Source organism: Effusibacillus consociatus, from assembly GCF_042652925.1.
In the GTDB taxonomy this organism is placed as follows: Bacteria; Bacillota; Bacilli; order Tumebacillales; family Effusibacillaceae; genus Effusibacillus; species Effusibacillus consociatus.
The window spans coordinates 14,875-28,357 of the sequence record NZ_JBHSHC010000098.1; the positions used below are offsets into that span (position 1 = coordinate 14,875).

General features: G+C 46.4%; 17 protein-coding genes. All 17 read right to left on the bottom strand.

Features of this window, described 5'->3' with window-relative positions:
- Nucleotide 1: 1 nt before the first annotated feature.
- On the bottom strand, nt 2-349 hold the full coding sequence (locus ACFO8Q_RS12810; protein ID WP_380026200.1) for a flagellar protein FlaG: 348 nt from the start codon (nt 347-349) through the stop codon (nt 2-4).
- Between the two features lie 81 nt (nt 350-430).
- Entirely contained in the window at nt 431-1,267 is an 837-nt protein-coding gene (locus ACFO8Q_RS12815; protein WP_380026202.1) for a flagellin N-terminal helical domain-containing protein, read from the bottom strand.
- A 221-nt stretch (nt 1,268-1,488) separates the two neighbouring features.
- Complete coding sequence (gene csrA / locus ACFO8Q_RS12820) at nt 1,489-1,773, bottom strand: carbon storage regulator CsrA (RefSeq protein ID WP_380026204.1); 285 nt, start codon at nt 1,771-1,773, stop codon at nt 1,489-1,491.
- A gap of 18 nt (nt 1,774-1,791) precedes the next feature.
- The gene (gene fliW, locus ACFO8Q_RS12825) at nt 1,792-2,175 is read right to left on the bottom strand and encodes a flagellar assembly protein FliW (protein WP_380026206.1); all 384 of its coding nucleotides are present in this window, start codon (nt 2,173-2,175) and stop codon (nt 1,792-1,794) included.
- Between the two features lie 30 nt (nt 2,176-2,205).
- Entirely contained in the window at nt 2,206-2,769 is a 564-nt protein-coding gene (locus ACFO8Q_RS12830) for a DUF6470 family protein (RefSeq protein WP_380026208.1), read from the bottom strand.
- A 6-nt stretch (nt 2,770-2,775) separates the two neighbouring features.
- On the bottom strand, nt 2,776-3,672 hold the full coding sequence (gene flgL / locus ACFO8Q_RS12835) for a flagellar hook-associated protein FlgL (protein ID WP_380026209.1): 897 nt from the start codon (nt 3,670-3,672) through the stop codon (nt 2,776-2,778).
- 32 nt (nt 3,673-3,704) lie between these two features.
- Nucleotides 3,705-5,297, bottom strand: a complete 1,593-nt coding sequence (gene flgK / locus ACFO8Q_RS12840; RefSeq protein ID WP_380026210.1) for a flagellar hook-associated protein FlgK — start codon at nt 5,295-5,297, stop codon at nt 3,705-3,707.
- A 71-nt stretch (nt 5,298-5,368) separates the two neighbouring features.
- Nucleotides 5,369-5,869: a flagellar protein FlgN gene (locus tag ACFO8Q_RS12845; protein ID WP_380026211.1), complete on the bottom strand. Its 501-nt coding sequence runs from the start codon at nt 5,867-5,869 to the stop codon at nt 5,369-5,371.
- 12 nt (nt 5,870-5,881) lie between these two features.
- A complete protein-coding gene (gene flgM / locus ACFO8Q_RS12850; protein WP_380026212.1) occupies nt 5,882-6,172 on the bottom strand; it encodes a flagellar biosynthesis anti-sigma factor FlgM in 291 nt (96 codons plus the stop codon).
- Nucleotides 6,173-6,325: 153 nt separating this feature from the next.
- Nucleotides 6,326-6,742 (bottom strand): TIGR03826 family flagellar region protein, encoded by a 417-nt coding sequence (locus ACFO8Q_RS12855; RefSeq protein ID WP_380026213.1) that lies wholly within the window; start codon nt 6,740-6,742, stop codon nt 6,326-6,328.
- A gap of 85 nt (nt 6,743-6,827) precedes the next feature.
- On the bottom strand, nt 6,828-7,547 hold the full coding sequence (locus ACFO8Q_RS12860; RefSeq protein ID WP_380026214.1) for a ComF family protein: 720 nt from the start codon (nt 7,545-7,547) through the stop codon (nt 6,828-6,830).
- A gap of 59 nt (nt 7,548-7,606) precedes the next feature.
- A complete protein-coding gene (locus ACFO8Q_RS12865; protein ID WP_380026215.1) occupies nt 7,607-8,458 on the bottom strand; it encodes a DegV family protein in 852 nt (283 codons plus the stop codon).
- Nucleotides 8,459-8,568: 110 nt separating this feature from the next.
- The gene (gene pnpS / locus ACFO8Q_RS12870; protein WP_380026216.1) at nt 8,569-10,338 is read right to left on the bottom strand and encodes a two-component system histidine kinase PnpS; all 1,770 of its coding nucleotides are present in this window, start codon (nt 10,336-10,338) and stop codon (nt 8,569-8,571) included.
- Nucleotide 10,339: 1 nt separating this feature from the next.
- Nucleotides 10,340-11,035 carry a winged helix-turn-helix domain-containing protein gene (locus tag ACFO8Q_RS12875; RefSeq protein WP_380026217.1) on the bottom strand — a complete coding sequence of 232 codons (696 nt, stop codon included), beginning with the start codon at nt 11,033-11,035 and terminating at the stop codon, nt 10,340-10,342.
- A gap of 28 nt (nt 11,036-11,063) precedes the next feature.
- Entirely contained in the window at nt 11,064-12,050 is a 987-nt protein-coding gene (locus ACFO8Q_RS12880) for an inorganic phosphate transporter (protein WP_380026218.1), read from the bottom strand.
- 11 nt (nt 12,051-12,061) lie between these two features.
- Nucleotides 12,062-12,673 carry a DUF47 domain-containing protein gene (locus ACFO8Q_RS12885; RefSeq protein WP_380026219.1) on the bottom strand — a complete coding sequence of 204 codons (612 nt, stop codon included), beginning with the start codon at nt 12,671-12,673 and terminating at the stop codon, nt 12,062-12,064.
- A 118-nt stretch (nt 12,674-12,791) separates the two neighbouring features.
- Nucleotides 12,792-13,451 carry a phosphate signaling complex protein PhoU gene (gene phoU, locus ACFO8Q_RS12890; protein WP_380026220.1) on the bottom strand — a complete coding sequence of 220 codons (660 nt, stop codon included), beginning with the start codon at nt 13,449-13,451 and terminating at the stop codon, nt 12,792-12,794.
- Between the last annotated feature and the right edge of the window lie 32 nt (nt 13,452-13,483).

A 13,483-nucleotide genomic window follows, 5' to 3' on the forward strand; every position in this document is an offset into this window, starting at 1 on the left:
TTTACAGTTGCCGATCGATTATAACTCCGGTCGTCTCCTCAATTTTTTTTATCATTTCAACTACACCTTCTGGAGGTAATTGGTAGATTACTTTTTGCCCTTCCTTTTCAACAAGTTGTACAATCGGTCGACCCCCATCTTGTTGTATTCGAAACATCAGTTTGCTGTTAACCTGTTCCAGCACTCGATTTATCCGTTCCGCTTGCTCTTTCAATGTCCTGTCTGTTCTTGTGGGCTGTTGGTCAACAGTTACTTTTGCTTCAGAAAAACTAGAGGTTAGCTCGAATCGATCTTTGTAAAAATAATCCTGCAAAACCTGATCGACAGTGATTTGTGGATTAATCCGCATATCCCCACCCCCTTCACGTGGTGAAACTATAGAAAAAGCCGGCCGGCAAATTGCCAGCCAGCCACTGTTTTTACTGCACTATTAACGGAGCAGGGAAAGAACGCTCTGCGGAGCTTGGTTGGCCTGGGCCAACATTGAAGTTCCTGCTTGGGTGAGAATTTGGTTTTTAGTAAACTTCACCATTTCAGCAGCCATATCGGTATCACGAATACGAGATTCTGCAGCAGTAAGGTTCTCAGCAGCAGCAGACAAGTTGTTAATGGTATGTTCCAGACGGTTTTGGACGGCACCCAACTTCGAGCGTTCTTTATTAACAGTCTCGATACCTGCATCAACGTAAGTAATCAACTTAGAAGCGATTGACTTCTGATTGCCGGCAGAACCACCGGCAATAGAAAGACGGGCAGCCGTAATACTTAATTGGGAAGCACCCATCTTGTTTACAGCCAGACCGATAGTTTGACCGGAATTTGCACCGATTTGAAACTTTTTATTGCTGAAGGTTCCATCGAGTAACTTTTGTCCGTTAAATTCGGTGGTAGTGGAAATACGGTCGAGTTCAGATTTCAATTGATCCAATTCATCCTTGATCTTCTGACGATCAGAGGTAGTGTTAGTATCATTGACAGCTTGAACAGCCAATTCACGCATACGCTGCAGAATGGAGTGCGACTCGTTTAACGCACCTTCAGCTGTTTGGATGAGAGAAATACCATCTTGGGAGTTTTTCACTGCCATGTTCAGACCAGAGATTTGGCCACGCATTTTCTCAGAAATCGCCAGACCAGCAGCATCGTCACCCGCGCGGTTGATGCGATAACCGGAAGACAGTTTTTCCAAGGATTTTTGCAAATTCACATTGTTTGCTTGCAGTTTGTTCTGAGCAAAAAGCGCAGAAATGTTGTTTTGAATACGCATTGAAATAGTTCCTCCTTGAATGTGTTCTGACGGCATCCTTGCCATCTTTCATTGAATAAAGTGAATTCCCAGCGGGCCGGCCCCTATCCGAGAAATCTCTTTCTATTATTTCTTATCGGCATTACCCAAATATTATTTAGCCCCAAAAACACAAATAAACAACTATTTATGGTCAATTTCACGACATTTTAAACTTTATCTGTATATTTCGACCTGATTCATCATTTTTCACTTTGTTTTTCATCCTCAGAATTCATCTCTGTTCTTTTGACTTTTAAGGTCGACTTCTGCATGAATTCTTTCAAGAGCTCAGATGAGTCATTCGATACTATTGCTTTTTGATTTGTTAAACATATTTCATCGTAAATCTCCCTTCGAAGTATAGAAATATCTTGCGGGGCCTTAATGCCTATACGTACCTGGTCCCCGCGGATATCCAGAACTGAAATTTCTATACTGTCGCCGATCATAATTCTTTCCCCGACTTTCCGCGCCAATACTAGCATACTATCCCCCCATTATTATTAAGTTGTCTGGAACAACGGATATCTGGTTGGATAATCCACATCCGCCAACACAATCTGTTTGCCAAGTCCCTTTTGATGGTTTATGATCACCGGAGCCATTAAATTTACCTTAAAATCATTGGGAGTATCTCCGATAATTGTCACAAGAAGCACGATCGCATCGTCCTCGACGTCAAGCTCAATATCCTCCAGCTCTTTCTTTGGCAATTCGATATGATAATCTTCAATTAAACCACGGGGATCCGTTAATACGATTGAAATATCCCGTTTGTTCTCTCGAAGAATATAAAAAGGACCTTCTTCATCCACCTTACTTAGTGTACACTCCACCATACTTTCCAAACCCGGCAATCCATTCGGCAATACAACACGAAATTCCATTATCGTCTCCTCCTTACGAAAAAAACCGGGTTACACCCGGGCATCAAAAACTTTTCCAATTGTTTTTATTTCAATAGAAGGATATTGAACCATGTAGGTTTTAACGTTACCCAACCGAACATCGCGGTCAATTGTCCACGGTCTGTATAACACTTTTATTTCCCCCATATGAAACTCCGATTCTGCGGGATGATAAATGAACTCAATATTCGGCCGATGGGATGGGACGGCCTTTACGTTAACATCCAGTTCCTCACCCCAAGAATCCAGCACTAACCCCCCCACCGTTACCGGATTCTCAATATGCCCCAGCAATTCTCCTTCTTGAACAATCCGGGTTGTGGCTTCCATCCAGTCTTTCTGCGCCAGTTCTACAGCCTCCCTGCTCAGTTCCGAAGATGGTTTTAAACCCATGTCGGAAAAACAGGCGGATTGATCTATTTTTAACTCACCGTATCCGTTGCGGGTAATTTCCAGGATAGGAGGCTGTATCTCCATTTCTAAAGGGGGACGTTCTGACTTCATTCTGACTTCAGGATGTTTGATCTCAAGTCCGATACGCCCAAAGGTTTGATGGATCTGAAGCCGGACCATTCTTCATTACCTCAAAAAATCTACAAGGCTTGGTTGAATTACCCGGGCCCCGGTGCCTAGAGATGCACGGTATACATTTTCTTGCATTTTAAAATTGGTGATTACTTCCGCCATATCTGCATCAATTGTATCCGATGAGAGCTTGGTTAAAGAAATGGACGCTTCTTCCACACGATTTCGGACCAAATCAACACGATTGGATCGAGCACCTACATCCGCCCAGGCTCGATGGATTTTGTCTAATCTACTGTCTATACGGCCGATGGTTGCACTCGTTGTTTGGGAATCATTCGCTAAAAGGCTGTTTTTTAAATCTTGTAAAACCGCGAAAGCATTATCAGATTCCTGACCCACAGGTTTTCCGAATACCGACTGCCCTGAAATATTCACCACAATATTAGCCCCATCCGCTGCGGCTATTACAATATCATGCGTATCAGCGCTTTCGTTTTGGGCATTTGCCTCGGTGTATGGATCTTGATCTGTCATTTGTCCATTAAAAATGCTTTTCCCGTTAAAGCGTGTATTCGCAACGTTAACCAATTCTGAATACAACTGCTCAATCTCGGCCGCGATATTGGCTTTTGCCTCTGGCGGAACTGGATCGTTGGCACCTTGTACGGCTAATTCACGAGCCCGTTGAAAAATCGTATTTACTTTTGAAATCGCACTGTCACTGGCATCCAATAGACTTCGTGCAACATCGAGATTTCGTTTGTATTGTTCATTGCGTTCCAGCTTTGCTTCATACCGCATAGCAAAGCTGACCCCCACAGGATCATCCGAAGGTGAATTAATCCGCTTGCCGGTGGACATCATCTCTTGATAATTTTGCATGCGTTCGTTATTTGATCGCAAATTTCGAAGCATCTGATTGCTTAACATCGATTGGGTTACACGCACCTGTTTCACTTCCTTCCCGCAAGGTCAAGGTTCTATCTGGTCAATCCCATTCCATTAATAACCCGGTCCAGAATCGAATCGATCATCGTAACTATTCGAGCGGAGGCGTTATACGCCTGTTGAAACTTAATCATATTCGCCATTTCCTCATCGATGGATACATCAGTAACCGATTTACGTTGATTGTCAATCTGATCCACCATGGCCCCCTGATTGGTTTCCATTCGTTTCGCTTGTCGTGATTGCACTCCAAATTCCCCGATCATCGACTGAAAGTAGTCCTCGATCGTTCCATTGGATACAACCGCTGTGAATCCACTTCCGGAAAAATCCACATCACGGTTCACCAGTTCCCCGATCATGAGAGCAATATCGCCATTGCCCTTTAATGCTTTTCCATTCGCATCCAAAACATTGGAAGTGGATATATATTGTTCATCATTCACAATCAGATCGTTTAATTTGATGTTAGCAGCAGTGAATGTAGAAGAACCGTCTGTTGTCACAAAAAACGGTGGGGCATTTTTAGCCGGATTATGTGCTGTATAGCCAAATTCGTGAATCCCGTTCAATCCATCCAAAGTGATGAGAGTGCCTTTCGGCAAAGTTTTGTTGGCTGGCACAGGAGCCCCTTTTGCAAGCGTAGTACCATCCGGCAAAACGGCATCAAACGGCATTGTGGCAGTGGATGCATCGAAAACATAATCGTTCGGCAGTTTCGATTGAACTTCCCCTTGAACCAGACCGTTCACCAGTGCATCAAGTTGTCCTTGATAAGTTTTAACATAAGTGGTCCGACTCTCAATTAATCCTTTAATTTCGCCACCTGTAATGCCAGGGGTTACTGCTCCCGTACCGGAATCAAACGTTAACAAAACAGGGGCTGCATCCCCCTGAATTACTGTTTGTCCTCCAACTGTTAATGTGTACTGCCCAGAAGCTTCAGTGACCTTTACATCAACTATCTTCGAAAGAGCGTCAACAAGTTGATCACGACGATCCCGAAGGTCGTTTGCGTTGTCCCCTAAGCTCTCAATTACTTTGATTTGATGATTGAGATCTTTTACTTGATTCAAAGTGGAATTGACTTCGTTCACCTTAATCCCGATGCTGTCTTTCAAATCACTATCCAAGTCGCTTAACTGTTTTGATATGTGTTGGACGGCTTCAACCATTTCAATAGCCGTTTGCTTTACCACTTTTCTTGCCGTAATACTTTCCGGAGATGCACTCAGGTCATGCCAAGAATTAAAAAACCTATTAATTACGTTAGCAAGTCCATTTTCAGAAGGTTCGTTAATGGCAGCTTCAATCTTATCCAACGTCTGCCGCTTTATTTCCCATTCTCCAAGCGAACGGTTCTCATTGCGAAATTGAGCGTCCAGGAATTGATCCCGGATGCGCTTAATCTGATCCACATCCACGCCCTGCCCAAGCTGTCCCGGTTCCGTCCCCCGGGACATTGCGGGATATTGAAGAGGCGGAAAATGAACCATATCCACCACCTGCCGGGAATACCCGGGAGTATTGGCATTCGCCACATTGTGCGAAGTTGTATTCAATGCTGTTTGTTGTGCGTATAGTCCACGCTTTGCGACTTCTAACCCGTGAAAAGTCGAACGCATCGCGCACCTCCGTAAATTAAGGTAAGAGCCTATTCATGTCTGTTCAAATATTCGTCAGCAGAACGGTTAAATCATGCCTTGGTATCAAAAAATCTCCGCTGCCCGGAGGTAGCCTGCCCGGAATCCCCTCTGCCTGTATAGGTTCCGGAATCCGGCACGTCTGTCATCAAGCTTATGGAACGTTGCACCAACTCAAGAGATTGCTGAAGCAGCTTTCCGTTCAGTTCATTTGCCGCTTTGACTTCGCCGATCACTTGGAGAAACCGCCCGGTAAGCAAATTGATTTTCGCGGTCCGTTCCGGGTCACTTTCCAACTCTGCCAATTTTGAGGCCGTCAACTCTTCCAACTTCATTCCGTGTTCATCCGCAATTCGTTTCCCTTGCTGAATCCGCAGTTCTTCCAGCTTCTCGACCTTGCGAATGAAATGGATTTCTTTGTTCACGATCTCCTGGAGTTTCTCCATGTCGCCATTGATCAACGCCCGTTTTTTTTCTTCCGCGAGCTGCAGCAAATGTTCATGTTCACGCAACAATTCCTCAACTGTTTCGACAAGTGATTGGATCAATGGCATCGCTGATCCTCCTTACTCCCCCAGAAGATAACGGGCAATTTTTTCAGCCACTTTGCCCGGATCAATTTCATATGTCCCGTTCTTTACCGATTGTTTGATCTGTTCGAGTTTCTCCCTATGTTCCGCACGCTGGCGGGCGTCCGTTTGCATTAACCCGCCCTGAGCCATCTCCAGCGCTTCCGAAGAAATGCTTACTTCATCACGACCCGACCGATTCGTATTTACAGACCCCGTTTTCGGGGTGGAGTTATTTTTCTGATAGGACTGAATCGAATTGATTCGTCCATTATTGTCGATTTTCATGGTATTCACCTCACAAAATCAAAAACCGATACTCAGAGTGTCTACCCGTTGTATCGGTATAAAAGGCACATTTTATAAATTCGATTTTCTGACGAAATTACAAATTAGAGTTATTTTTCGCCAATTTACTTATGAATACTATACAAAACCATTCTATTTCCGATCATACCGGTTCTTCAAATGAAAATCATTCCCCCGGTTTGCGTTGGAAGGCTCTTGACCGGCAGCCGATTCGTGCTGTACCACCCGGTTCAATTCCGCCTTGAGATCGTCCGTACAAGTCCGGCAAAAACGGCCCATTTGAATCGGAATTCCGCATCGTTCACAAGGATAGGTCATGCCGGGAAAATTCTTCGCGATCAAACGACCCTCGCGAATAAACCGATAAATCTTTTCCAGGCTCACTTCCGTCGCTTCATGGACTTCTTGTGGCGTGGATCCCTGATTGTCACGCAGGTACCCGCTTACTTTGTAAAAGTCATCCTCTTCCTGCTTGATGCAATTGGGACAGATATCCTTGGCATAGCGATTGAACAAACGTCCGCATTCTTTACAATTGGACAGGGTCATACCCGGGCACCCTCCTATCATTCAATTTGATTATACTGGAAATCTTGTCCCTCGACTAGGAGATTTTTCGACAGTATATTACAAATTATCTGGCGACAGTTATCACGTATACTTGCTCCACGCCTGCATCCATCAGACCTTTTGCACAAGCTTCCGCGGTCGAACCGGTTGTATAGATGTCATCCACGAGCAAAATTCGTTTTCCTTGAATCTCACTTACATACTGCAAGTCACAAACGAACGTTCCCTGTAAAGCTTGAATTCGTTCTTTGCGATCGCGTGTGGCCTGGCCTTTAAGATGAAGGTGGCGTCGCAGGGCGGGCAGACAGGGGATTTTCGTGTAGGAGGAAAGGTGGAGAGCCAACCGTTCAGCCTGGTTGTACCCGCGTTCTTTTAACCGCTCTGCATGAATGGGCACAGGAACCAGCCAATCGATTGGAAAATGGGCCAGGTGCAAATCCCACGCCTCATGTAAACAGGAAGCCAGTATCGTGATAAGTTCATCTTCCCGGGAAAATTTAAACCGATGCAGCAAGTCACGGAGGACTCCTTCGTATTTTCCATAGGAGCGGGAAAGCACAAACGAAGTTTCCCGTTCACATTCCGGACAGTGCCCCGGCTGTGGCACATGTCGTCCGCAAAGAAGGCAGTAAGGGGGTTCTATCGGTGAAAGACTGGAGCGGCAGCGAAAGCAAATGCCTTTGTCCTCGAGCCATGCACCCTCATTGCGTAGAATTCCAAGCAGACTGGCCGGCAGCCCCTTATCCGTCGAATTCGTTTCGGGCAACAAACCCCGACAGGACATACAGGAACGCTCCTGCGGATAGAGCAACCCGAGGAGCGCTTCCAGGTAGTATCGCAGACTCATCCGAAATAATAAGCGATCGCGAGGATGCCAGGGCCAACATGTGTCCCGATCACCGGGCCCAATTCGCTTAATTCAGGGTTGACGTCCGGAAACTCATTCCCAATCCTCTCCTGAAACTCTTTTGCGTCGTCAAGATTGTTTGAATAGATGACAGCCAAATGAACGGGTTTCCCCGCATTGGCCGCCTTATCTTCACGGAACAGGTCCAGGATGCGGTCCAACGCCTTCCGGCGGGTACGAACCTTGTCGAAGACGTCCAGTTTCCCCTCCTTGGTAACGTACAAAACAGGCTTTACCTGCAGCAAAGAACCGACCAAAGCGGATACCCCCGAGATACGCCCTCCTTTGTGGAGGTGTTCAAGCGAATCCACAATAAAATACGCCGTTTGGTTGTCAACAATATACTGAATCCGGTCAATAATTTCTTCTTTGCTCTTTCCCTCGTCACGCATTGTTACCGCTTCCCCGACCATCGCTTCCAGGGGATAGCTGGTCAGTTTGGAATCGATGACAGTAATATCTCCCTCTACCATGCCCGAGGCTGTTTTTGCCGCATTAAAGGTTCCGGATAGCCCTGAGGAAATAAATATGCCGATAATGGAATCATGTGTTTGCAGCAGTTTTTCAAATGCCTGTACAAATTCCCCCACCGCCGGTTGCGAAGTGGTCGGTAATTCTTTGACCCCAGGCAGCATGTCCCAAAACTCCCGAGTGTGAATCTCAACACCTTCCCGACGCGTATCCGACCCAAAGTTTACCGATAAAGGAACAACTGTTATCTGATTGGTTTCTATGTAGTCATTTGATAAATAGGCCGTACTGTCTGTGACAATGGCAATTCTGGTCATCAATGGACCCCCTTAAGAAAATACCATCTGTTCCACATTATATCAAAATCGTGACCATTCTTCCCGAATTTTCTTACTGTCCAAGAAATTTTAACCAGATGCTGTCTCTTCTATAATTGTCTCTTCGGCAGGCTAAACGAAAATGTGCTCCCTTTGCCCACAGTGCTCTGTACATCCACAGTTCCCTCATGGGCTTCCACAATATGCTTTACGATTGCCAGTCCCAGACCCGTTCCACCCGATCTGCGAGCCCGGGCTTTGTCGACCCGGTAGAATCGCTCAAACAGTCGCGGCAAATCTTCCTTGGGAATTCCAATTCCCGTATCCTGCACACGAACTGTCACCCGATCCTCCGCTTCTTCCAGATAAACATCGATCCGTCCACCTTCCGAAGTGTAGACAATCGCATTTGCAATCAGATTAATGAGAACTTGCGAGATCCGATCTTTTGCAACTTCAGCGAAAATCGGTTCTTCAGGGACATGGGCCTCCAATGTCAATCCGTTCTGTCCTGCTTGATGAACAAGCTTGTCCACTGTTGTTTTCACCAGGTTGTTCATCTCGCACACTTCGAATTGCAATACGGCGTGCCCCGATTCGATCTTCGAAAGTTCAAGCAGGTCATTCACCAGTCGACTTAGACGGTCGGACTCCTCATAGATAATCTTGATAAACTGTTTTCGCATCTCGGGATCTTCCAGCGCCCCGTCCAGCAGGGTTTCCGCAAAGCCCCTAACGGCTGTTATGGGTGTTCGCAATTCATGCGAAACGTTGGCAACAAACTCGGTTCGCATCTGTTCCACCCGACGCCATTTGGACACATCATGCAGCACGACAACCGCTCCCACAATGGATTCGTTTTTGCCTTTGATCGGAGTCGCAAACAGTTCCAAATTGGTCTCGACAGGGGATGTCAGCACAATTTCCTTCCGTCGGGGCTCTCCTGTCAGCAGAACTTCATCAATCATGGAAGAGAGACCGTATGATCTTCCGACTTCCCAATGCCACTGGCCCAGGAGTTTTCTGCCCGCATGGCGAAGCAGACTTTCCGTTGCCCGGTTGACAACGAGAACCCGTCCGGACCGGTCCACCACCATGACTCCCGAATCCATACTGGCGATGATACCCTCCAATTTGCTTTTTTCCTGGGTCAGGTCTTCAATCTGGTCCGACAATCTCGTGGCCATCAGATTCACCGATTCCCCCAGCACTCCAAGCTCATCCTGTGCACGATACCGAACCCGTTCATGAAAAGCGCCGCTCGCAATCCTGCGTGTAACGCGGGTAATTTCTTCAATCGGCCTTGCAATTCCTAAGGCAAAATACGCTCCAACCAATGACGATATGACAGCAACCGCCAATAGCGATATGCCGACCGATCCCCATGCATGGCGAAGCTCCTGATAGGCCCCCGACAAAGGCAGCCCAACCCGAATCACTCCCAGCACATCGGGTCCGCCTGTAACGGGAACCGCAACCAGAAGCACATTTGTGCCTTTTGAAGGGTCCAATCGAATATCACTTCCGACCTGACCGTGTAGCGCTTGCTCAATCTCAGGTTTGGAACGAGCGTCTTCAAAAGGACGAAGAGAGGTGTCATATAGCGGCTCCCCGTTTTTTGAAAAAACGGTAATTCTTTTCCCTGTAGAGGAATGGACGGTGGATGACAGCTCTGAAATATATGGCATAGAAGAATCGGGTGCCACCATATACGGCGACACCCAATTTGCAAGAATCCTCGCTTCGTCAACTAACGTTTTGCGGAGGTTATCCATATAGACACGCTCAATAAACTGAAGTGTGTAGACTCCAGAGATGATCAGTGTCAAGACAATCAAAATCATGTATGTGAATGTGATTCGACCGCGGATCCCTTTCACATTACGCCTCTCCTTGGACCAGCTTATAACCGACACCCCGAACCGTCTTAATGTACTCCGGGTTTTTCGGTTCTTTCTCCAATTTGTCTCGCAAATGCGAGATGTGAACGTCGACAATCCTCGTATCACCGGCGAATTCATAACCCCAAACCTTGTCCAGCAAATGATCGCGGCTTAAAACGCGTCCCATGTTTTTGGCAAGGTAATGCAGAAGCTCAAATTCACGGGGAGTCAAGTCAATTCGGTCCCCCCGGATAGTTACCTCGTACTTGTTTACGTCAATCGTAATTTCACCGCAAGCATAGACTCCTTCTGCCATACCCGCTTCATCACCGAATCGACGCAGAACAGCTTTCACTCGGGCCACCAATTCCCTTGGTGAAAATGGTTTGGTTACATAATCGTCCGCCCCGATTTCAAGTCCAAGAATGCGGTCAACTTCATCATCTCTCGCTGTCAACATGATAATAGGAGTAGAAAATCCTTCTCTGCGAAGCTGCTGGCAGACGTCCATTCCGCCAAGTCCCGGCAGCATCAGGTCAAGAATAATCAGATCCGGCCGTTCCGCCTGTACGATCTCAAGACCCTTCACTCCGTTATCCGCCGTTAAGACTTCGTAGCCGGCCTGAATGAGATTGTATTCTACCAATTTGACAATAGATTCCTCATCATCGACTACCAGTACGCGATTCGCCATGTTACACCCCTTTACGAGTTTTGGATGTTTAACTCAGGGAGTCGACCAGAATATAACAAACTCCTGCCAATAATGCACAAATTGGAATCGTGATGATCCAGGTCAGGACAATGCGCCCCGCAACTCCCCATTTTACGGCACGAAACTGTTTTGCGGCTCCTGTCCCCATTACAGATGATGATACCACATGAGTGGTCGATACAGGCAAATTAAGAGCCGTAGCTGTTTGAATTACAACAGAAGAGGTAACATCGGCAGCGAATCCGTTTACCGGTTCCATCTTAATAATCTTGGAACCGACCGTTTTAATAATCCTCCAGCCGCCGACCGACGTACCTAGCCCCATCGCCACAGCCGCGGAAATTTTCACCCAGAGCGGGACTTCCAAATTCGTTTGAAAACCACCCGCTACCAAAGCGAATACGATGATCCCCATTGCTTTCTGGGCATCGTTTCCGCCGTGCGAAAATGCCTGGGCCCCGGCAGAAAAGATTTGAAAGAAACGAAAATACTTATTGATCCTGTGCGGTGACAGGTTCTTCACGATTAACTTCAATATAAACATAACAATAAAACCGACTCCGAACGCCAAAATGGGGGACAAGACTAGAGCTTGGAATATGGTTTTAAAGCCCGCCCAATTCACGCCATTCAATCCGGCAGCTGCTATTGCAGCCCCGGTAAGAGAACCGATCAAAGCATGGGAAGAAGAGGATGGAATCCCGTAATACCATGTAATCAGGTTCCAGACAATAGCTGCCAAGAGAGTGGCAATCACAACTTCAATCCCATTTTCAATTTTCCCGGGATCTGCGATTTTTCCGCCGATCGATTTGGCTACCCCCGTGAAAAAGAGTGCCCCCACAAAGTTCAGGACGGCCGCGTAAAAAACGGCAAATCGAGGTGACAAAGCTTTTGTGGAGACAGAAGTGGCAATTGCATTCGCCGTATCATGAAAACCGTTAATAAAATCAAAAGCAAGAGCGAGAAATACAATGATGACGATCTCTGTCATGACAAATCCTCCTAAGCGTTCGTCATGACAATCGACTCAAGAATGTCGGCCACGTCTTCGCAACTGTCGGATACCCCTTCGAGCACCTCATAAACTTCCTTCAGTTTAATGATTTCGACCGGGTCTACTGTCCGGGCAAAAAGCGACTTGACAGAATCACGCATGAGCTTGTCCCCTACGTTTTCAAGCTCGTTAATTCTTACGGTGTATTGCCGGATCTCCAGCATCTTTCTTTTCTGCAATGCTTTCATCGCTTGCTCCAGTTGTGCCGCACAATCTACGATGTTCGCTGCAAAATCAATCATATAGTTGTCCACCGATTGAATATGGAACATGTCAAATCGGTTCGAAGCCGCTTCCATTCCATCTAAAATGTCATCAAGCTTGGTGGCGAGCGCCAGAATATCTTCACGATCAATCGGAGTCATATAGGTTGCGTTCAACGCGCGAATAATTTGGTGTGTATACTCGTCTCCGGCAGCTTCGTAAGATTTAATGACGGTAAACAATTGCTCTCCGTTTTGATAGCTCTTCAGTCCGATCTGAAAAGCGCCGGCGGCAGCCGAAATGTTTTCCGTTACCTGGACCAGCATGTCGAAAAATTGATTCTGTTTTTTAAACACAAAAGTACCCCCCGCGGGAAATGATGAAATATGTCGAACGTTGATATTATAATGTATTTTTCAAGATGTTTTTTGTAAAGGTTTTGTAAATTTTTTCGCAAAGGGGGTACATATAGTTTTACAAATTCAGATCTTTCCGTTTACCCGTTACCATGTAGATGACCCATTCCCCTATATTCGTTGCATGGTCGGCAACCCGCTCCAAATATCTGGCTACCATCAACAAGTGGGTAACCTGGCGATTTGTTGACCAGTCGGTTCCCATTAATCCGATAATCTCTTGGAAAATGTCACTGTACAATTTGTCAATCTCATCGTCTTTTTCGGCAAGCGCTTCTGCCCTCGCAACATTTCTTTCCACATAAGCCGTCAGAGACTCACGCAGCATATCCTTAGCCATGTCCGCCATGCGCGGGATATCTACCAGCGGTTTGACCAGGGTTTCACCGGATAAGCGGATAGTTGTCTTCGCGATGTCGACCGCATGGTCTGCAATACGTTCCAGATCGGTTACAATTTTCATGGCCATCCCAATGACCCGGAGATCTCCAGCCATTGGCTGCTGCAGCGCAATCAGGCGGAGACAACGGGTTTCGATGTCTAGCATCATCTCGTCAATCTTATCGTCCTGCTCAATTATTACCTCAGCCAATTGTACATCCATCTTGGCAAGCGATTTGACCGCTTGATAAATCGCTTCCTCTACGAGTGTCCCCATCTTTAGCAGCTCTGCCTGCAATTCATTGAGCCCTTGATGAAAGTTTGAACGTGTATCCATACAATTCCGCTCCTTTTACATCGTTATTAAAG

Coding starts and splice junctions, on each gene's coding strand:
- ACFO8Q_RS12810 (WP_380026200.1), bottom strand. CDS start 349: ATGCGGATTAATCCACAAATCACTGTCGATCAGGTTTTGCAGGATTAT.
- ACFO8Q_RS12815 (WP_380026202.1), bottom strand. CDS start 1,267: ATGCGTATTCAAAACAACATTTCTGCGCTTTTTGCTCAGAACAAACTG.
- csrA (WP_380026204.1), bottom strand. CDS start 1,773: ATGCTAGTATTGGCGCGGAAAGTCGGGGAAAGAATTATGATCGGCGAC.
- fliW (WP_380026206.1), bottom strand. CDS start 2,175: ATGGAATTTCGTGTTGTATTGCCGAATGGATTGCCGGGTTTGGAAAGT.
- ACFO8Q_RS12830 (WP_380026208.1), bottom strand. CDS start 2,769: ATGGTCCGGCTTCAGATCCATCAAACCTTTGGGCGTATCGGACTTGAG.
- flgK (WP_380026210.1), bottom strand. CDS start 5,297: ATGCGTTCGACTTTTCACGGGTTAGAAGTCGCAAAGCGTGGACTATAC.
- ACFO8Q_RS12845 (WP_380026211.1), bottom strand. CDS start 5,869: ATGCCATTGATCCAATCACTTGTCGAAACAGTTGAGGAATTGTTGCGT.
- flgM (WP_380026212.1), bottom strand. CDS start 6,172: ATGAAAATCGACAATAATGGACGAATCAATTCGATTCAGTCCTATCAG.
- ACFO8Q_RS12855 (WP_380026213.1), bottom strand. CDS start 6,742: ATGACCCTGTCCAATTGTAAAGAATGCGGACGTTTGTTCAATCGCTAT.
- ACFO8Q_RS12860 (WP_380026214.1), bottom strand. CDS start 7,547: ATGTCCTGTCGGGGTTTGTTGCCCGAAACGAATTCGACGGATAAGGGG.
- ACFO8Q_RS12865 (WP_380026215.1), bottom strand. CDS start 8,458: ATGACCAGAATTGCCATTGTCACAGACAGTACGGCCTATTTATCAAAT.
- ACFO8Q_RS12875 (WP_380026217.1), bottom strand. CDS start 11,035: ATGGCGAATCGCGTACTGGTAGTCGATGATGAGGAATCTATTGTCAAA.
- ACFO8Q_RS12880 (WP_380026218.1), bottom strand. CDS start 12,050: ATGACAGAGATCGTCATCATTGTATTTCTCGCTCTTGCTTTTGATTTT.
- phoU (WP_380026220.1), bottom strand. CDS start 13,451: ATGGATACACGTTCAAACTTTCATCAAGGGCTCAATGAATTGCAGGCA.